Source organism: Winogradskyella sp. MH6 (genome assembly GCF_022810765.1).
Classification (GTDB): domain Bacteria; phylum Bacteroidota; class Bacteroidia; order Flavobacteriales; family Flavobacteriaceae; genus Winogradskyella.
In genome coordinates this window covers 198,016-217,049 of record NZ_CP094494.1, presented here as the reverse complement: position 1 = coordinate 217,049, position 19,034 = coordinate 198,016, and the positions used below count along the sequence as shown (strand labels likewise).

The following is a 19,034-nucleotide window of genomic DNA, read 5'->3' as shown; positions in this document are numbered from 1 at the left end:
TAATGAAGAAGCTTTATCCTTTAAAATTTAAACCCATATTAAAAGATAAAATATGGGGAGGTACCAAACTCACAGAACAGTTTAATAAACCATCTAATTCGAATCAATTAGGAGAAAGTTGGGAAATTAGTACTGTGCCAGGAGATGTTTCTGAAGTTGTAAATGGCGAGTTTAAATCTCAAAATCTTCAGGATTTACTAGAATTATACAAAGGCGATTTAATAGGAGATAAGAATTACGAGAGATTTGGAAACAACTTTCCTTTACTCATTAAGTTTATTGATGCCAAACAAGATTTAAGCATTCAATTACATCCAGATGATAATCTTGCAAAGGCGCGTCATAATTCTTTTGGTAAAACCGAAATGTGGTATGTTATGCAAGCTGATGAGAATGCGAACCTCATTGTAGGATTTAACCAAGAGATAGATGGTAAAACCTACTTAAGGCATCTTGAAGAAAAAACGCTAACCGAAATTTTAAATTTTGATAAAGTAAAAGCAGGCGACACTTATTTTATAGAAGCTGGTCGTGTACATGCTATTGGAGCAGGTGTCTTGTTAGCAGAAATACAACAGACAAGTGATGTGACTTATCGTGTTTATGACTGGGATCGTGTAGATGAAGAAGGTAACGAGCGCGAATTACATAATGATATAGCAATAGATGCTTTTAAATTTGACTTAAAAGACGATTTTAGGGTTGATTACAGTAAAGAAAAGAACGCGTCAAACAAAATGGTAAACTGTCCTTTTTTTACAACAAACTTTATCGAGTTAGATTCTAGTATTGAAAAAGAAAATATCCACGACTCATTTCTAATATACATGTGTGTAGATGGAGAAGTGGAAGTTGCTACTGAAGATACAAAAGAAATAATTTCAAAAGGAGAAACAGTTCTTTTACCAGCTACAGTAAAAGATTTTAAATTAAAGTCTAAAAACGCAAAACTGCTCGAAGTTTACGTTTAAAAAAATTAATAAAGTAAAGTAAGGATTCCGTACATTTGTACCCAAATTAACATAAATTATTATGGCAAATAAGAGAGATTTAAAAAAAGACATCAATTACGTTTTTGGTGATATTATTGAAGCGGTTTATTACTGGGAATTAGAAAATTCAGAAAAGCCGACTAAGGAGAGTGAGGCTATTATTGATGATGCAATTGCGTCTTTTGACGAATTAATTGCTCGTGTAAATGATAGAAGCGTAGAAGGTAAAAAAGCTCATTTTAAGGCAATTAATAGCGACCTAGAATCTAAAGGTAGAGCGTTAATTGAAAGAATTAATAAATTAAAATAAAAGTACTTGCAAAATTGAATTTTAGGTTTAATTTTGCGACCGCTTTGCCGATGTAGCTCAGCTGGCTAGAGCAGCTGATTTGTAATCAGCAGGTCGTGGGTTCGAGTCCCTCCATCGGCTCTTAAGTTTAAATTCCAATTGTATTTTATAATTGGAATTTTTTTGTGCCATTAAAAAAACAAGCTCTAATTACTATTTATAATTAGAGCTTGTTTTTTTTTGAATATATTGCTTGTTTACTTAGTCGTTTGAATTTCTATTGGATATAACTTCGCCAAGCTTTTTACCGTAAAAAGAATTTTTAATATTTTCAGTTAAATTATTATAGACAGAATCTACATAAACTGGGTTTGCAGACGGGATTTCATACAAAGCTAAATATGGTGCTATAATATTATCCTTATTATTTAAAGCAAACTGAATAGTATATAAATACTTGCGCTTAAACAAGGTTTGAGAAGCTCTGCTCAATGAATCAGAAGCTATGCTGTCTTGATCTCTTTGCGCTAACAAATTAGCCTCTATAAGATCTAAATTCTGATCATTGAATTTAGACATTACTTTGGTATATTCATTCAATAAATCTTGTTGCTTAGAGCCTTTAATTACCGCATCATAATTAAAATTATTTAATGTGGTTTTTATTTCGGTTATACCTTTATCTGCAAAGAACGGAATGTAATGCTCTTCTCCATCATTCTTAAACAATTTAAGATAAAGTAGTATAGGCTCTTCTAAATTTGTTTTCAATGTAAATTCTGGTTGGCCCGAAATAGACATAGAATCAAGGTTTACAATGGTTGAGTCACCTTCTTTTTGGAGATAAACAACACCTTTTTTTAATCCTTTAATAGTTCCTTTTAAAGTAAAGTTAGTGTCATTATCACTTCCACAAGAAACAATAAGTAATAGTAATGCAAAAAGGCTTAACGTTTTATATAAATTAGTCATGTTTAGATTTAATTTTTAGGTGCGCAAATATCATATTTTGAAATTAAATATACTAGCCACCAGCTGCAATTTTCATAAGTTCAGCACAGAGAATAGCACCATAAGTTCCCACAACATATCCAAATACAGCTAATAAAGCACCAACAGTTGCTAGTGAAGGGTGAAATGCTGCGGCAACAACCGGAGCAGAAGCAGCTCCACCTACATTTGCTTGGCTTCCGACAGCTAAAAAGAAGTATGGCGCTTTTATTAGTTTTGCTACTAAAATTAAAAGTCCGGCATGAATAGCCATCCAAACCAAACCTATTAATATTAAGCCAGGATTTTCCAGTATTTTACCTAAATCCATTTTCATACCAATAGTAGCTACAAGAATGTATATAAAAACACTGCCAACCTTACTCGCACCAGCACCTTCATAATTTTTTGCTTTTGTAAAAGATAAAAGAACACCAATTAATGTAGCTATAGAAATTAACCAAAAGAATCCACTTCCAAATGATGATAAAGCACTTTTTGGATCACTAACAGCTTTGAAATTATCTTTAAGAAATACAGAAATATGATCTGCTCCAAAGTGCGCAATACCAACAGCACCAAAAGCTATGGCTAAAATGATAATTAAATCTGTAGTTGTGGGTACACGAGTAATTTTATCACTGAATGCTTGTACTTTATTTTGTAACTCGTCTATGGCTGTATTATCAGCTTTTAGCCAATTATCAATCTTTTTACGTTTACCAATGCCTAATAATATCACAGCCATCCATAGGTTTGCCACAACTATATCTACGAGTACCATTCCTCCATAAAGCTCTTGATTAAACTCGTATATTTCTAACATTGCAGCTTGGTTTGCGCCACCACCAATCCAGCTTCCGGCTAATGTAGCTAATCCTCTCCAAGTGGCATCAAATCCAACGCCTCCAACAGTTTCTGGTGAGAAGGTTGATATTAGTAATATAGCAATAGGTCCGCCAATAACAATACCTGCAGTTCCTGTGAAAAACATTACGAGTGCTTTCCATCCTAGATTAAAAATGGCTTTTAAATCAATACTTAATGTAAGTAACACCAATGAGGCAGGTAATAAATATCTACTAGCTATAAAATAAGTCTCGGATAATTTGTCTGAAATTAAACCTAAAGAGTTAAATATAGCAGGAATAAGATAGCACATTAGTAATGCAGGAACAATACGATAAAACTTATGCCAAAACCCTGTTTTTTTAGATTCGGTAAAAAACACAAAACCTAATGCTATCAATAGTAACCCAAAGACTATTGCGTCGTTTTTAAATAGTACCCATTGATTAGCAGTTGCTTTCTCAATTTTCTTTTTTTTGAGCTGAATAGGACTTTTATCTAAAAGAAATTCGGTTTTTGTTACCTTAAAAAGTTCTTTGTTTTTAAAACGGTTAGAAGTTTTCATTTTTAGATCAAATAATGATCCCTTCTTTTCAAATTTTATTTCAGAAACACCAATGTAATCTATGGTATGTACTTCATTATTTTTGTTATATGAAAAAGTACCCTCAGTAAGTTTTTTATTTGGAATGAATTGAACTACTTCAGATAAACCATCAGTAATAGTAAATTCAATTTTAAAAGATTTGAAACTTAAAGAATCAATCTTCACTGGAATTGTAAACTCTTCCGAGTGACTACTATTTGGTTTTTCAAAAGTTAAGGTTTGGGAAAATGAAGATTTAATACTTAACAAAAAGAAAGAAAGTATTAAAAATAATCTTATCGAGAATTTCATAGGTGCAGTATTTAGTCGCAAAATACCAAAATAAAGGGCAATAAAAAAGTGACTGTTTCCAATCACTTTTCTTCATCTGGTTTATCTTTCTTTTTGGGTTGTCTGTTATGTTCTTTTAGATGCTGCATTAGCATCCATTCTATTTGTCCGTTGGTACTACGAAACTCATCTGCTGCCCATTTTTCAATGGCTTTTAGCATATCTTCATTTATTCGTAATGCAAAGGCTTTTTTCTTAGACATCAGTATTTAATTTTGTTTTGTAAGCTTCTAATACTCGTATGGCTTCTTCTTTTTTCTGAGTGCCAATTAATAACTTTTTACCGTTTTTTAGTTGGAGTTGTATGCCAATATCTCCAGATACATTGATGGCTCTTCCCTTAGATTTATTCCATAGTGCACCACCTTTTAGTCCCCAACCACCAAACTCTGTAATAGCATCGTAAGTTCTAACATTGGCAGTTTTTATTTCATTCCATGGTAATAATTTAAATTTTAATTGAAACGGAAAAAATTTATAACGAATACCATCTTCATCAATCCGAGTATGCAATTTAAAAACGAAAATAAAACAAGAAGCAACAAGAATAATAGCTAGACTACCTATAAATTCTAAAGTTGAAAAAGACTCTGGATTGTCTAGATATTCTTTTGTAATAACAAACAAAGGAACTATTGCACTCACAGCAATGAGTACAATAATCCATGTTTGGTTAAATCGTTGTTCTTCTTTAAAAATTCGCATTATCTATTCTTGTCACGTTCAAAAACTATAAACGATATCATATGTTGGTTTGGTGTGATCTCTGCCAATCGCCAACCTTCTTTTGCATACTTGTTTAGAATTTCTTCTAAACGATCCGTATGGTTTTTCCAACCAAGTTTTGGTTTTATAACTTTATATTCTTTCATTCTTAATGACTTAAAGTTCCGGTATTAACTACAGGAGCAGCCTCTTTGTCTCCACAAAGTACGACCATAAGATTACTTACCATTGCAGCTTTACGTTCTTCATCTAGCTCAACAATTTCATTTTTGTTTAGTTCTTCAATTGCCATTTCTACCATACTTACAGCACCTTGTACAATCTTATGTCTGGCAGCCACAATTGCGGTTGCTTGCTGACGCTTTAGCATGGCATTTGCAATTTCTTGCGCATAAGCCAGGTAGCCAATTCGTGCTTCTAAAACTTCAATTCCGGCAATAGATAAGCGCTCATCAATTTCTTTTTCTAAGGCTTCACTAACTTCGTTTACACTAGAGCGAAGGGTAATGTCTTCATCATGTCCTTCGTCGGCAAAGTTATCGTAAGGGTACATACTTGCTAACTTACGTACTGCAGCATCCGTTTGTACTCGCACAAAGTTTTCGTAGTTGTCTACATCAAAAGCCGCTTTGTAAGTGTCTTGTACGCGCCATACCAGAATAGTACTAATCATTACAGGATTTCCAAGTTTGTCATTTACTTTAAGACGTTCACTATCAAAGTTGCTTGCTCTTAGAGAGATTTTCTTTTTGGTATAAAAAGGGTTTACCCAATAGAAACCATTCTTTTTAATAGTACCAACGTACTTACCAAATAATAGTAATACTCTAGATCCATTTGGCTGTACCATGACAAAACCAAATGCCATAACCAACGATAATACAATAGTAATAATTGGCCAAGGTGTTTTTAAAGTAATCATAGTAGCTATGCTTCCAAAAAATACTAATAAAAACAGAAATAGCATAAAGTAGCCATTTGCAGGGACGATGATTTTTTCTTCTTTCATGTTAAAAAATTTAATTGGTTAATCATTAAAATCAATATGATATTAAAATGATATCATAAAGATATATAAGATTAGTGTCTGCTTCCAAATAATTGTTACAATATTTATGAAAAAAAATAAAAAATAGAGTTTGGCACGCGGTTTGTTATATACTAGGTGTAATGGTTACAGCGATAGTTACAATCGTAACAACACTACAAAATCGTGACATTACATTTTGGTTGGTTAGTTAGTAAAAAAGCATCTCATTTTTGAGATGCTTTTTTTGATTTTACAGTATTTAGAGTAGATTTTAAGCGTTTATAAAAGCAACAATAGCATCAACAAGTTCTGTAGAAATTGGTCTAAAAGCTTCATTGTAAGATTTAGAATTTTCTAAATCGTCTCCTTTAATTTCGAAGAAGACATGATTCATGTTTTCAATAATTTTTAATTCGGCACCTTCATTAGCATCTTTTAATAATTGTGCTTCTTCCTCTGATACTTGAAGATCTTTTGTGCCATTGACGATTAGTACCGGAATTTTTAATTCGCTAATAATTTCGGTAGGGTTGTACTGCATCCAGTTAATCATAAATGGTTGAATGTCTATACTAAAAACCGAAGCTAGTGCTTGTGGATACTCTGTGGTGGTTTCTCCTTTTTTTAGTTTGTCCACAACTTTTTGGGCTTCTTCACCAAGTTTAGGAGCCATGTTGGTAACCTGATCTACAATAACATCCCCAATGTTTTGACCTGCACCAGCCAATGAAATAAAGCCATCTACATTTTCTTTTGCTGCAAGCATACCAACCAAACTTCCTTGGCTATGGCCTATAACATATATTTTTGAGTAGGCTTTTTTCTCTTTAAAGTACTTGATAACATCTTCGGCATCACTTACAAAATCATCGAACATTAAGTCCTTATCTACATTGCCTTTTCTTATTTGTTTTACTATGCGTTTGTCGTATCTAAAGCTTGAAATACCTTTATTAGATATGCTTTCGGCGAGTTTCTTTAAAGAATTATTTTTAAGAAAATTTTGGTTTCCATTACGGTCTGTAGGACCAGAGCCAGCAATAATTATTGCTAAACTAGGTTTATCCACGTCTATTGGAGTTAATAAAGTACCATCAATCCATTTTGTTATAGTTAGTTCTTCTATTTTAAATCTAGGTTCTTGACTAAAAGATAACGAAGCCCATAAAAAGCTAAGGACTAATAAATAATATTTCATATCTGTTTATTTATTCAGTAAAGTTAATTGATAATACTTTCTATGTATAGTTTTCCAACTTTTTTAGAATGATTTTATTGTGTGATCAAGTACAATTTTACTTTTTAATAGCGTGCATTTTATCGACGAAATGCATATTTTTATCTTTAAATGTTAAAATTATATGTATTTCATCGATTAATAGTGTTTTTAAGCGATGAAATTAAAACCTAATTATATATTTGAAGTGTACTAAAATTTAGTTTTTAGTTCAATGGATTAATTAATTAATATTTGCATTATGTTATGTTGACTTAGAGACCCTAAATCTACTATCATAATAAAAAAGCAAATTAGAAAAACCGGGTTTGAGGGAACCCGGTTTTTTGTTTTTATACATTTACAAGTCTTCTAAAAGTTAAGTTTATTCTTGGCTCAACTTTCTTTTTTGTCTTAGCAATTTGATGTAGCCAATAATGCTGCATTTCGCCTTTCATTAGGAGTAAACTTCCGTGCTCTAGATTAAGTTTGTGTCGCTCGTTTTTTAATCTTCGGTGTTTAAAGTGAAAGGGTCGTACCTCTCCAAAACTTACTGAGGCAATCACTGGATTTTTTCCTAGTTCTTTTTCATTATCTGCATGCCAACCATTGCTGTCATTGCCATCTCTGTAGAGATTAATTAACAGTGTGTTGAATTTTTCATCTGAGAATTTTTCAACTTTAGATTTAATATCCAAAAGGTTTGAAGTAAAAGCTTCAGGATGCATTGTTATGTTAGAGTAACTGTAAGTTTGTTTTGTATCACCGTATAAAGCAGTTAATCTTGGCTGCTTGTATGTTTTACCAAACACTGTAATATCATCTTGTTGCCAGTTGGTTTGGTCTTTTATAATTTTAAAATAGTTATCAGATTCAGGATAATTGAAAAAATTAGGCACATAGATGAGTTCAGCATTAGGTAAAATAAAATGTTGTTTCTCTGCAGAAAACAAGTCCATAGGATAATTTTTCTCTAAATTAGTGCATCGTCATGAAAAATAAAATTCTCATATCAATAATTGCTTTGGGTCTTTTGTGCTTTGGTTTTTACCAGAAACAAAATTTGCCAGAAGGATTTGTGTACGTTAAGTCTGTAATACCAGATTTAGATGTAGAACTTAGGTATTTTACAACTCATAATTTTGTTGGTGATACGATTGATGGTTATAAGTCTAACCATTTAATCTTAACCAGAGCTGCTGCTGAAAAGCTAAAGTTAGTACAAGATGAGTTGCAAGAACAGAATTTGTGCTTATTAGTTCATGATGGTTACAGACCGCAGCGTGCTGTTAATCATTTTGTGCGTTGGGCAAGAGTATTAAATGACACAGTGAATAAATCTGTTTTTTATCCCAATGTAAAAAAGCGGAATTTATTTAAAGCTGGTTACATAGCTTCTAAATCTGGCCATAGCAGAGGAAGCACAGTTGATCTTACGGTTATAGATGGCAATACTGGTAAACCACTGGATATGGGTAGTCCATTTGATTTTTTTGGTAAACAGTCTTGGGTAGATTATGATAGTATAACTGAAAGCCAAAAAAAGAATCGTCAATTGCTGCAACGTGTAATGCTAAAACATAATTTTAGAAATTACCCAAAAGAGTGGTGGCATTTTACATTGCGTTGGGAACCTTTTCCAAAAACTTATTTTGATTTTGAGGTGGATTAGTTACTTTTTTACCTTAAGATCTACATAAACATCTTGAGTACCATGATATTTTTTTCCAAAAGAAATATTTATGTCATATTTAATTCCGTAAAGTTTTAAAACTTCATCAACATCATCTTTTCTTTCTTTTGCAAGCTTAAGATCATTTTTGTAGGTATTGAGAGGACCAGTAGCTAAAGGTATAACAAATAACAATCCTACTAGAGAAATTATAAAAGGAGCAGCTCCAATTACTCTAAACTTTAATAAATATTGGGCTAAAAAATAGCCTGTTAAAATCACTGCTATACCAATTATTAAAAACACAATGAAATTGGTATAAACTAGCCACTTAGATTGCAATACACGTTGATACTCTACATTTGTGGTTTCGATTTTATTTTCAAGTTTAGAATCTAATTTAGCATTAACACATTTATTTACAAACTCTGGCTTTCTGTCTGTTATACCACAAATTGTTCCTGTTTTAAAATCTACTTTTTGATGATTGCAAAGTTGGCAGTGTTTTGTTATTTCCATAATTATCTCAAATAAACCCAAGCCCAATACATCAAGAAAAATTGAAACGGAATTCTTAAAATTAATATCCATTTTGGGATGCCGGCAGAAGCTTTTTCACCAGACAGCATGTAAAAATGCACTAGGAGAAAAATAACTAGCATTGCTATAATACCATAAATGGCAAAGGCTTTGGTTTCTGAGAATAACAAAGCTGATCCCAAAACAATTTCGGTAACACCACTAAGTAGCACAAGAAATTTGTGATTTGGTAAATACCTTGGCATAATACGCATATACATTTTGGGTTTAACAAAGTGCATAAGGCCTGCCAAAATATACATGCCAGCCATAATGTATAGTCCAATAGGGTTATTCATCTTTAAATGTTTTATAGGTTATGCCAATGCCGTAATTAAAAAGATTTTTGTCGAGTAAGCTAGATTTAAAACCATTGCCTTTATCAAACTTTACCCAATTGTTACCACTTATAAATATGCGTTTTATGTAGGTGTTTTTACTCTCAATTTCATCAGTAAATGGTAAAAGTGGTCTAAAATTAGTTGGAATTTTTACAACACCGTTTTTAGTTTTTATTTCCTTATATTTTTTGTTAGGTAGAAGCTTACCTTCCTTATTGGTGTAGCCCATTACTTGAATAGATACAAAAAATCCATTTTTAGGAATGTAAATATCGTAGTCTTCAACACTCAGTTCATAGGCATCTCCATTTTTTTCTGTAGCTCTAAAAACAATGGTTTCATACGTAAGTACCTTACCAGGTTTACCATTGTCATTGGCATAAAATTGTACCTTAAATAAAGTTGAAAACTTCTTTTTATCGCTATTGGCTCGTTTTCGTTTGTTCCAATCTTTAGATTCTAATGCGATAGGAAACGTAACACTGGTTAGCTTTTGATCTTGTTCTGAAAATTTAGAGAAATATACAGCAATCTCAGACTCTATAGTAGGTAACCAGCAGTTGTAATAATCATCATCGAGATATGGTTTTAAAGTTTCTTCTTTAAATTTTCGATTGAGATTAGTGCTAAGAACCACTTCATCTAAAGCATCTGCTTGAGGCTGTAATAATAATTGGTTGGGTAAATTTTCTGCAGCAATGTTGAGGTTTTTAAAACCAATGGCCGAAATATGTAGCGAGTCTACATCTGGATATAGTTTTTTTGTAAAATAAAACACACCATCATCATCTGCAAAAATACCTTGGCCATTACCAAACGATATGGTGGCATAACTTACAGGTGATTTTGAAATGCTATCTAAAACTTTGATTTGAGAAAAGCCTAAATGCCATCCTAAAACGATAGAAAATACAGTTATATATAATTTGGAACTCATAGATTATAAAGATGCTGAAATAAATTCAGCATGACAAATAATAAAATGAATTGTATAAAAAAACGCTTCTTCCATATAATTAGGAAGAAGCGTTGATTGTCTGATTGATTGATGAGTGTTATTCTGAGTCTAAAGCTTTTTTGGTTTGGGTGTAGCCAACATAAAGTCCTAGTCCTGCCATTAAGAAAATCATTGCAGGATAAACAGTACCATCGTTTAAGCTTGTGTAAGTTTCTAAGATATGCGCAATAAATACGCCTAATCCTATGCCCATTAGTAAAAACGCTAAGTTTAAAACGATAACCTTCCAAGATGAGCCTGCGCGTTTACCAATATTAAAGATACTGGCATCTGCTCCTTTTTCTATAAGCGCAAGACGCTCTTTGTTTCTAGTAGAAAAGTATAAGTATACCATTCCAAAAATTGCTGCAAAAAGACTGATTGGTATTAATATTTCTGCGTCCATAATGTTTGTTTTTTTAATTGATTAATTTTAATTGATTCTTAGCTTATGACGACAAGCTAAACTTTTAGGTTACACTTTTTGTAAAAAATATTTTTTTCAATCTAAATTGTAACCTAAAGGAACAAACTGTCGTCTTAACTATAAAAATGACCACCAACGACGAAAACATATTAATTGCAGCTATTAAAAATGGCGATACTAGGGCTTATGCGCAATTAGTAGATCGTTATAAGGACTTGGTGTATACATTAGCATTGCGCATGTTAAAGCATAGAGAAGAGGCGGAGGAAGTGGCGCAAGATACGTTCATAAAGGTGTTTAAATCTTTAGATAAGTTTAAAGGAGATTCAAAATTCTCTACATGGATTTACAGAGTAGCTTATAATACATGTTTAGATACTATTAAAAAGAATAAAAAACACTTAAACAATGTTGCTATAGATGAGTTTACATTTAATAAATTAGATACTATCGATAATGCTTTGGATAATATTATTAAAGAGGAAAAAAGTGATTTGATAAAGAAATGTATCAACAAATTACCCGAAGATAGCAGTGCCTTATTAACGTTATTTTATTTTGAAGAATTATCTTTAGAGGAAATAGCAAAAATTATAAATATTGAAGCCAATACGGTTAAAGTGAAGCTTTTTAGAGCCCGAAAAAAATTAGCCGTAATTTTAGAACAGTATTTTCAACCTAAAACAGCTTGAAAGATGGAAAATGAAGATAAAAGAATAGAAGAATTAGTCGATAAGTTAATGGCTAATGATAGTTTAGAAAAAGCACCAGTAAATTTTACCAATGATGTAATGTCTAAAATTGAAGCACTTTCAGAAACTAAAACTATTATATATAAGCCATTAATTCCTAAATACGTTTGGTGGTTGTTAGGTTTGGGTTTTGTGGCTCTAATTGTAAACGTTATTTTAAATAAGCCTAGCGATTCCTCAAGCCTTTCGGAGCGTTATAATTTACCAGAAGTATCGTTTGATGTATTCAATAACTTATCCGTAGATTTTTCAAGCACCTTAATGTATGCTACGGTGTTGTTAGCTATAATGGTTGCTATTCAGGTACCTTTGTTAAAGCAGTATTTTAATCAAAAACTATCGTATTAATCTGGGTAGTACCAAAACGGAATATTTGCATCTAATACAGATGTCGTATCCGATTTTCTTATTCGTTTTCTAATAACTTTCAGCTGATGTTTGCCTTCAGATAGGTTTTTAATACCTATATAGGTTTCAAATCCTTTTTGGTTTTTAATGGTTTTTCCGAGAACAAATTCAGATTTAAATACTGTAGAATCAACCTTTACTGAATAAATAGAATTGAAAGTTTTTAAATACTCCTGTTGCAAAGTTTTATTATCAGAGAGCTTATTGCCATTAATGATGATAAATTTCGACTTTATGCCTCTATCATCAGACTCTGGTTTTAGTTTTGGGTTAAACTTGTAAAGTTCATCTTCTATATAATCATCAAAAACAATAAAGACTTTTACGAAGGGCTCAGAAATTACTTTACTATTTATAGCGATATCTTCAATAAAGTCTGATTCGTCAACAAGTTCATTTTCGTAATTGTAAGAATTAGCGACAAAGCTGTTGGAGTTCTCATCAAACTCAAAATAGTTAGAATGATTATAATTCAAAGTTGTAATCATCAACAAGGCAAAATAGACAGGAACTAAAAGAAAACTCAATCTTTTACCGAATTTGTTATCCAAGAAGTTATAGACTAAAGGTCTGTACAAAAAGGCAAGCGTTATAAAGCTAAACACCCAGTAAAATGGGAAATACAGTTTACTAATCCAATTTTTCTTTTTTAACAAACCGAGCGATAAAAAATCAAAAAAGGTCAGGAACATCCCTATGACCATAAATACTAGAAGCGGAATTCCAATCCAAAGAAGTACAGAACTTGAATCATTTCCATCAATCATAAAGCTTATTATTAAGCCTATAATTGTAAACGTCAAAGCAAATGCAAGAACGTAAAAGATTAACATAAATGATATCGCAAAAATAACACTACAGTAGTTTTCTAATCGGGCAATGTAACGGTCAAACGAACCGACTTTCTTTTCTAAGTATCCTGAAAACTTTTTACCGTAATTTAATTTCTCATAATCAATATCTCCAGAAACATATCGTAAGCCCAAGGCACCAATCCACAAACCACGTAAAAGCACATGGAGCAAAAGATTAAAAATTAAGATAGAACAGGCTGCTAATGCTACAAACAAGAAAACAGTGAGCTGAACATTGTTATCATTTTGAGCAGCTTTTGAAGCCACTTGCAGCGTTGGATATGCCGAAAACAATCCAAATATGGCAAAACCAGAAATAAGCAACTCTAGTTGCCAGCTTTCTTCCTGTAATTTTTGAAGCAATTTTTTAAACGCAGGATTGTTATAATCTTGACTCATGGCTCTTTAGTTGGTGTTATTTAAGTCTAAAGTTAATTATATTCAATTAAATTTTACTTTTTTGTTCAAAATTTGAAACCCTTATCACTTTTCTTCGTTTTTATATACAAAGACGCTGACCAAACTAAATGCAAAAGCAAACAGAATCCTTAATTAAAGCCAGTAAAAGAGGCAATCAAGTGGCACAGATGCAACTATACGATAAGTATTGCAATGCCATGTTTACAGTAGCTTGCAGGTATTTAAATAATAAAGAAGATGCGAAAGATGTAATGCAAGAGGGATTTTTAAAGGCATTTGTAAACCTTGATAAATACAAACCAGAAGCAACATTTGGAGCGTGGTTAAAACGAATTGTAATCAATCAATGCTTAGATGTTCTAAAGAAAAGACAAATAGAGTTTTTTGAAGTTGAAGTTTCAGAGTTACAAACAATAAATGAAGACGAGTGGAATTTTGATAGTTCTCTAACCAAAAAAGACATTCTAGGAGCCATTGATCAACTCAATGATAAACATAAAATAGTCATAAAACTTTATCTCATTGAAGGATATGACCATACCGAAATTTCTGAGATATTAAATATACCAGCAAAAACCTCTAGAACACACTTAAGACGAGGTAAACTAAAACTGCAAGAACTCTTAAAACAGAAGTATAATGAAGCAAGATATTAGAGATTTATTTAAGGAAGACGAGGACTTAAAAACACCACCAAAAAATCATAGAAGTGAGTTTTTAGATAAGTTGAAAACACAAAACAAGTCTAAAAAAAGAGGGTACACATGGTTGAAAATAGTGGCTGTGGTAATTGTAGCATTAACAGTCGGATTCTCGATATTCTATGAAAAACCAATAGAGAATGTCTCGCCAATGTTAGCACAGGTAGAAGCAGTTGAGGCAGAATATTTAAAAGAGATTAATGCAGAGTGGAAAAACTTTATTGCTATAGCAGATGATGAGATGTTGGTAGATCGTTTCAAGAAAAAATTAGATGAGTTAGACAATGATTATAAAATAATATCAAAGCAATTCAAGAGTGATGCTAATAACATACAGGTTGTAGAAGCATTGGTAGAAAACTTGCAAACAAGACTTCAGATTTTAAAAGATATACAAGAACACATCAATATATTAAATCAAAAAAACGAACAGAATGAAAAATCAATTTAAACTTTTATTGCTGATACTAATCACATCAGCTATAGGAAACACACAGGTTAAGGAAGTTTTTAATAAGAGTTACGATACTAAAGACTTAAAATCTCTTAATCTTCAATTTAACGGAACCTATGTTGAATTGTCACTATCTGAAGATGATAAAGTACATTTCGATTACACATTAGAGTTTGAAAACTATTCAAAAAAAGAGATAGAAAGTAAGTTGAATGAAATTGAAACAGAAGCCCAAATTGTAAATGGAATTTTAGAATTTAAAACCAGTGGAAGTGAGGCTAAAAATGATGTGTCTTATAGTCTTGAAACACTATATGGTATTGAGTTTGAAGGTGATTTTATAAATTTCAAAGAAAAATCGAATCGCGAGTTTAGAAAGTCTAAGCAGTATTTTTTAGCTATAAATAATAGCTCTCGAGGAAAAAGTCTTAAGGAGTACTTAAAGAATTTAAGAGAAGTAGACAAGAATGGAAACAAGAAAAAAATCAATACTAAAAACGTAAAGATTTTAAGAACAAAGTTTTCTATAAAACTACCTCCTGAAATTATGATTCGTGTAATGGCTGAAAATTCTAATTTGGTCTTTAAAAATGATATAAATAACCAATTGGTTGTTAATGCTAGAACCACACAGTTAAAATTTCAAAGTATTCAAAATCCATTCAATGTTTTAGATGTTGTAAGCGGCAATTTTAGAGCTAATTTTTTAGAAGGAGGAACTTATAAGTTTACCCATGTTGATGAGGTACAAGTGGCACAGTTAAAAAAAGTAGATGTTGATACCGAGTTTAGCAATGTTAAAGTTGGTGAAATAGCAGAAAAGGTTAGGATTGTAGATTTTAATAGTAAGTTTTGGTTTCATAATTTCTCTCAAGATTTTAAGGAATTTAAGATGGAGTCCGACTATTCAGAGATTAATTTATTTTTCCCAGAAAAGTCAGAATATTTTATTGAGACGTTTGGTTATAATACCGTGCATTATTGGGGAGATATTATAACAGAAATCCCTCCTAGTAGAAAAAAGGAACGTTCTAAAATGATGTTAATAGGAGAGGAGTTAAATCCTAATAAAATAAAGATTAACATCACTAACGGTATTATTAGGTTTGGTGAGGATTTTATTGATGTTAAAAAGTAGATCTTAAAGTATCTGTCAATCTGAATTTATTTCAGAATCTGAAACAAGTTCAGATTGACAGTTCTTTTTTATTTAATAATCAATACCAGCGTTTCTTTTTTTTCTTAGAAGCTTCACTTTTACGACCTTTTTTGTACTTACTGCCTTTCTTTTTGTGGACAATAGGTTTTGCATTTGGGTCTAAAGGATAAGGATGTTCTTTTTCTACAGGAATCTGAACATTGATATAGTTTTCAATAGTCTTTACATAACTTTTTTCATCTGCGGAACACAATGAATATGCGGAACCTATATTACCAGCACGACCAGTTCTGCCTATTCTATGAACATAAGTTTCGGCAACGTTTGGCATGTCAAAATTAAGCACGTTATCTAGATCATTAATGTCTATACCACGAGCAGCCACATCTGTAGCAATTAAAATTTTAGCATAGCCATTTTTGAATTTGTTTAAGGCTGTTTGACGGTCATTCTGATTTTTGTCACCATGAATACTATCGACGCGATAGCCTTTTTCTGCCAAACGTTCTTCTAACTTTTTTACACCAAATTTGGTACGTCTAAAGATGATGACGTTACCTTTTACCGTATTTCGAAGCAAATGCAAACACAATTCTATTTTTCGACGTTTTGGCACGTAGTACAATACCTGACTTACATCTTGGGCTACAGATTGCGTTGGAGTAACATCAATTCTTTCAGGATCTTTTAAAATTGAATTAGCAAGCTCTTCTATTTTGTATGGTATTGTTGCAGAAAATAATAAGGTCTGTTTTTCCTCAGGACAAAGGCGTTCTATTTTTTTTACGTCATCAATAAAGCCCATAGCTAACATTAAATCAGCTTCGTCTAAGACAAAAGTTTCAACCTTATCTAAATTGATGAAATCTTGTTTATGTAAGTCTAAAAGACGACCAGGAGTTGCAATAAGAATATCAATACCTTTTTTAAGAACATCAACCTGAGGTTCAATAGCAACACCACCAAAAATAACTAGAGACCTAAGATTAGAAAACTGTGCATAGTTTTTAAAATTCTGCTGAATCTGTAGGGCCAGTTCTCGTGTAGGACTAATAATTAAAGCCTTTATTTTTTTACCACGTTTAGGCGCGTCTTGTTTATCAAACAACTGCTGTAAAATTGGTAGTGCAAAAGCTGCTGTTTTCCCTGTTCCGGTTTGGGCAGAAACAATAACATCTTTACCTTCTAAAATTGCAGGAATAGTACGTTCTTGCACTAAAGTAGGTTCCGTGTAACCTGAAGCGTCAATAGCTTTTAGAAGCGGTTTAATGAGTTTTAGATCCTTAAATGACATTTGTTTGAATTAGGTTTAAAGTGGTTTTGTCACTCTGCATTTGATGCAGCATGACAATGATAAAACAAAGGTAGAATAAAATTTTACCAACGGTTTTTTGCCCACTGTTTTTGTTCTTGTTCCGTCAAAAATGACCAAGCTATAAAACGGCTTCTTTTTTGACCTTGTCCCATTTCTATAGTTTTTATACTAGTTGCCTCAACATTTTCAAGGATTTTATGAGTGGGCTTTAAAGTAGCTTCTTTAGACACTAATGTTGTAAACCAAAGACATTGTTTACTAAAGTTTCTACTTTCAAAAATCATATCTTTTATAAAACGAGCTTCACCACCTTTGGTCCACAATTCGTTATGTTGTCCACCAAAATTCAATTTGGTTTTACCTTTAGTTTTTCCTTTAAGGTTTTTAAGCTTTCTTAAGTTAGCTTTTTCAGCCTCTTCTTTTGAGGCATGAAAAGGAGGATTACAAATACTAAAGTCTATTTTTTCATCTTCAGAAAGTATACCATTAAAAAACGCTTTACGTTGTTTCTGAAGTCTAAGTTCTATGTGAGAAGAAAGATTTGAATTTTGATCAACAATTTGTTCAGCAGACTTTATAGCATTTTCACTAACGTCAGAAGCAATAAAGGACCAGCCATATTCTTGATGTCCTATGATTGGGTAAATGCAATTAGCACCAACACCAATATCTAAACCTTTTATTTTAGAGCCTTCTGGGATTTTTGCATATGTCTCTCCAAGTAAATCGGCAATGTAGTGTAAATAATCAGCTCTTCCGGGAATAGGTGGACATAGATAATGTTTCGGAATTTCCCAGAAATCAATCTCATAATGGTGTTTTAACAACGCTTTGTTCAGTGTTAAAACAGCATCAGGATTAAAAAAATCAACAGAGTCATCACCATATTTATTTTTAGAAACGTATTGAGATAGCTCAGGTAAACTCTTAATGAGTTTAGAAAAATCATAACGTGCGTTATGCTTGTTTCTGGGATGCAGTTGTGTTTTTATATTTGAAAGTTTGTTCTCTGGTTTCAATTTTATATCTATTGTAAAGCAAAGATAGATGAAACAATGTATAATCTTTAGGTTATGGATTCTATAAAAAAAGCGCAAGTCTATTAAACTTGCGCTTTTTGGCTATTAATCCTTAGGATCACTTAAAAATGTGTGTTAGGGACGGTAAAAGTATGGTTAATAAAGCAATAAAAAATTGATGTATGTTAAGAAATGGATAATTGTCATATTTCTTTCCTAATTCTACTAAGACTTTCTGTGGTAATGCCAAGAAATGAAGCAATATGGTAGTTTTTTAGGTGTTTTTCTATGTCTGGATAAGTGGCTAAAAAGTCGATATAACGTTCTTTGGCAGATTTTGAAATACCTCCCAATATTCGCTTTTGAAAAGCAGCAAAAGCACGTTCTAATTTTTTTCTAATAAAGCGATCTATTTTTGGTATTTGATGGTATAAATACTCTTTGTCTTTTCTGTTTATGCCATAAATAATAGAATCTTCAATGGCTTCTACTGTTAATATCGCTTTTTCGCCAGAAAAGAATGCTGTAAAGTCACTCATCCACCAATCTTTTATCCCAAACTGAATAGTGTATTCTTTGCCTTGTTTGTCGGTATGAAAAGCCCTTAAGCAACCATCTAGAATGTAGTACTGCGAATCAACATTATCACCTGGATGAATAAGAATCTCACCTTTTTTAATAATAACTTTATGAAAAACAGATTCTATGAGCTTTATTTCTTTGTCATTGAAAACAAGCCCTTTAAAAATAGTTTTAATAATATAATTATCAGATTTCACCCTAAGTTTGGTTAATAGCTGGCTGAAAATAAATAAAACTAAAGCTAAAAGACGTAAAATTCGATATTGGTAGATAAAAGAGGTTAAAGCGTGTCTTTCTATAAGAAAAAAACCACTTAGAATTTTCT

24 protein-coding genes and 1 tRNA gene are annotated in these 19,034 nt (G+C 31.9%); 9 read left to right on the top strand and 16 right to left on the bottom strand.

What is annotated here, in order from left to right:
• The first annotated feature begins 2 nt into the window (after positions 1 to 2).
• The 3 genes from MST30_RS01085 to MST30_RS01075 all read left to right on the top strand — a co-directional run bounded on the left by MST30_RS01085 (position 3) and on the right by MST30_RS01075 (position 1,422).
• Entirely contained in the window at positions 3 to 971 is a 969-nt protein-coding gene (locus MST30_RS01085; RefSeq protein ID WP_243472568.1) for a type I phosphomannose isomerase catalytic subunit, read from the top strand.
• A gap of 61 nt (positions 972 to 1,032) precedes the next feature.
• Positions 1,033 to 1,302: a hypothetical protein gene (locus tag MST30_RS01080; RefSeq protein ID WP_243472567.1), complete on the top strand. Its 270-nt coding sequence runs from the start codon at positions 1,033 to 1,035 to the stop codon at positions 1,300 to 1,302.
• 46 nt (positions 1,303 to 1,348) lie between these two features.
• Positions 1,349 to 1,422 (top strand) — tRNA-Thr (locus MST30_RS01075).
• 120 nt (positions 1,423 to 1,542) lie between these two features.
• Here MST30_RS01075 and MST30_RS01070 read toward each other — a convergent pair.
• The 8 genes from MST30_RS01070 to MST30_RS01035 all read right to left on the bottom strand — a co-directional run bounded on the left by MST30_RS01070 (position 1,543) and on the right by MST30_RS01035 (position 7,988).
• Entirely contained in the window at positions 1,543 to 2,253 is a 711-nt protein-coding gene (locus MST30_RS01070) for a DUF4369 domain-containing protein (protein ID WP_243472566.1), read from the bottom strand.
• A gap of 52 nt (positions 2,254 to 2,305) precedes the next feature.
• The gene (locus tag MST30_RS01065) at positions 2,306 to 3,586 is read right to left on the bottom strand and encodes a DUF819 family protein (RefSeq protein ID WP_243473840.1); all 1,281 of its coding nucleotides are present in this window, start codon (positions 3,584 to 3,586) and stop codon (positions 2,306 to 2,308) included.
• 494 nt (positions 3,587 to 4,080) lie between these two features.
• Entirely contained in the window at positions 4,081 to 4,260 is a 180-nt protein-coding gene (locus tag MST30_RS01060) for a type II toxin-antitoxin system antitoxin (RefSeq protein WP_076617084.1), read from the bottom strand.
• Positions 4,253 to 4,762 carry a hypothetical protein gene (locus MST30_RS01055; RefSeq protein ID WP_243472565.1) on the bottom strand — a complete coding sequence of 170 codons (510 nt, stop codon included), beginning with the start codon at positions 4,760 to 4,762 and terminating at the stop codon, positions 4,253 to 4,255. The genes MST30_RS01060 and MST30_RS01055 overlap by 8 nt, the downstream gene beginning before the upstream one ends.
• A complete protein-coding gene (locus MST30_RS01050) occupies positions 4,762 to 4,929 on the bottom strand; it encodes a DUF4177 domain-containing protein (RefSeq protein WP_243472564.1) in 168 nt (55 codons plus the stop codon). The genes MST30_RS01055 and MST30_RS01050 overlap by 1 nt, the downstream gene beginning before the upstream one ends.
• Before the next feature lie 2 nt (positions 4,930 to 4,931).
• The gene (locus tag MST30_RS01045; RefSeq protein ID WP_243472563.1) at positions 4,932 to 5,792 is read right to left on the bottom strand and encodes an SPFH domain-containing protein; all 861 of its coding nucleotides are present in this window, start codon (positions 5,790 to 5,792) and stop codon (positions 4,932 to 4,934) included.
• A gap of 292 nt (positions 5,793 to 6,084) precedes the next feature.
• Positions 6,085 to 7,011, bottom strand: a complete 927-nt coding sequence (locus tag MST30_RS01040) for an alpha/beta hydrolase (protein WP_243472562.1) — start codon at positions 7,009 to 7,011, stop codon at positions 6,085 to 6,087.
• A 371-nt stretch (positions 7,012 to 7,382) separates the two neighbouring features.
• Positions 7,383 to 7,988, bottom strand: a complete 606-nt coding sequence (locus tag MST30_RS01035; RefSeq protein WP_243472561.1) for an alpha-ketoglutarate-dependent dioxygenase AlkB family protein — start codon at positions 7,986 to 7,988, stop codon at positions 7,383 to 7,385.
• 32 nt (positions 7,989 to 8,020) lie between these two features.
• On the opposite strand from MST30_RS01035, the gene MST30_RS01030 reads away from it, so the two are divergent.
• A complete protein-coding gene (locus MST30_RS01030) occupies positions 8,021 to 8,701 on the top strand; it encodes a M15 family metallopeptidase (protein WP_243472560.1) in 681 nt (226 codons plus the stop codon).
• On the opposite strand, the gene MST30_RS01025 is transcribed toward MST30_RS01030, so the two are convergent.
• The 4 genes from MST30_RS01025 to MST30_RS01010 form a co-directional block, all read right to left on the bottom strand.
• On the bottom strand, positions 8,702 to 9,220 hold the full coding sequence (locus MST30_RS01025; RefSeq protein WP_243472559.1) for a hypothetical protein: 519 nt from the start codon (positions 9,218 to 9,220) through the stop codon (positions 8,702 to 8,704). It lies immediately after the preceding gene.
• Between the two features lie 2 nt (positions 9,221 to 9,222).
• Positions 9,223 to 9,579: a DoxX family protein gene (locus MST30_RS01020; protein ID WP_243472558.1), complete on the bottom strand. Its 357-nt coding sequence runs from the start codon at positions 9,577 to 9,579 to the stop codon at positions 9,223 to 9,225.
• Positions 9,572 to 10,558, bottom strand: a complete 987-nt coding sequence (locus MST30_RS01015) for a peptidase associated/transthyretin-like domain-containing protein (protein WP_243472557.1) — start codon at positions 10,556 to 10,558, stop codon at positions 9,572 to 9,574. The genes MST30_RS01020 and MST30_RS01015 overlap by 8 nt, the downstream gene beginning before the upstream one ends.
• Before the next feature lie 118 nt (positions 10,559 to 10,676).
• Positions 10,677 to 11,024 carry a DUF6249 domain-containing protein gene (locus MST30_RS01010; protein ID WP_243472556.1) on the bottom strand — a complete coding sequence of 116 codons (348 nt, stop codon included), beginning with the start codon at positions 11,022 to 11,024 and terminating at the stop codon, positions 10,677 to 10,679.
• 146 nt (positions 11,025 to 11,170) lie between these two features.
• Between MST30_RS01010 and MST30_RS01005 the strand changes: the two genes are divergently transcribed.
• Both MST30_RS01005 and MST30_RS01000 read left to right on the top strand, forming a co-directional pair.
• A complete protein-coding gene (locus tag MST30_RS01005; RefSeq protein WP_243472555.1) occupies positions 11,171 to 11,737 on the top strand; it encodes an RNA polymerase sigma factor in 567 nt (188 codons plus the stop codon).
• A 3-nt stretch (positions 11,738 to 11,740) separates the two neighbouring features.
• Positions 11,741 to 12,145, top strand: coding sequence for a hypothetical protein (locus MST30_RS01000; protein WP_243472554.1), 405 nt, complete (start codon positions 11,741 to 11,743; stop codon positions 12,143 to 12,145).
• Here the strand turns inward: MST30_RS01000 and MST30_RS00995 are convergent.
• Positions 12,142 to 13,458 carry a voltage-gated chloride channel family protein gene (locus MST30_RS00995; protein WP_243472553.1) on the bottom strand — a complete coding sequence of 439 codons (1,317 nt, stop codon included), beginning with the start codon at positions 13,456 to 13,458 and terminating at the stop codon, positions 12,142 to 12,144. The two genes, MST30_RS01000 and MST30_RS00995, sit on opposite strands and share 4 nt — an antisense overlap.
• A 128-nt stretch (positions 13,459 to 13,586) precedes the next feature.
• Here MST30_RS00995 and MST30_RS00990 point away from each other — a divergent pair, with 128 nt between their 5' ends.
• From MST30_RS00990 to MST30_RS00980, 3 genes are read left to right on the top strand one after another with little or no spacing between them, the layout of a single operon-like run.
• Entirely contained in the window at positions 13,587 to 14,135 is a 549-nt protein-coding gene (locus MST30_RS00990) for an RNA polymerase sigma factor (protein ID WP_243472552.1), read from the top strand.
• Positions 14,119 to 14,631, top strand: a complete 513-nt coding sequence (locus MST30_RS00985) for a hypothetical protein (RefSeq protein ID WP_243472551.1) — start codon at positions 14,119 to 14,121, stop codon at positions 14,629 to 14,631. The genes MST30_RS00990 and MST30_RS00985 overlap by 17 nt, the downstream gene beginning before the upstream one ends.
• Entirely contained in the window at positions 14,615 to 15,772 is a 1,158-nt protein-coding gene (locus MST30_RS00980; protein ID WP_243472550.1) for a hypothetical protein, read from the top strand. Before MST30_RS00985 ends, MST30_RS00980 begins: the two co-directional genes overlap by 17 nt.
• Positions 15,773 to 15,851: 79 nt before the next feature.
• Here the strand turns inward: MST30_RS00980 and MST30_RS00975 are convergent, their stop codons facing one another.
• The 3 genes from MST30_RS00975 to MST30_RS00965 all read right to left on the bottom strand — a co-directional run bounded on the left by MST30_RS00975 (position 15,852) and on the right by MST30_RS00965 (position 18,906).
• On the bottom strand, positions 15,852 to 17,087 hold the full coding sequence (locus MST30_RS00975; RefSeq protein WP_243472549.1) for a DEAD/DEAH box helicase: 1,236 nt from the start codon (positions 17,085 to 17,087) through the stop codon (positions 15,852 to 15,854).
• An 83-nt stretch (positions 17,088 to 17,170) separates the two neighbouring features.
• On the bottom strand, positions 17,171 to 18,127 hold the full coding sequence (gene rlmF, locus MST30_RS00970) for a 23S rRNA (adenine(1618)-N(6))-methyltransferase RlmF (RefSeq protein WP_243472548.1): 957 nt from the start codon (positions 18,125 to 18,127) through the stop codon (positions 17,171 to 17,173).
• A gap of 203 nt (positions 18,128 to 18,330) precedes the next feature.
• Positions 18,331 to 18,906, bottom strand: coding sequence for a Crp/Fnr family transcriptional regulator (locus tag MST30_RS00965; protein WP_243472547.1), 576 nt, complete (start codon positions 18,904 to 18,906; stop codon positions 18,331 to 18,333).
• Between the last annotated feature and the right edge of the window lie 128 nt (positions 18,907 to 19,034).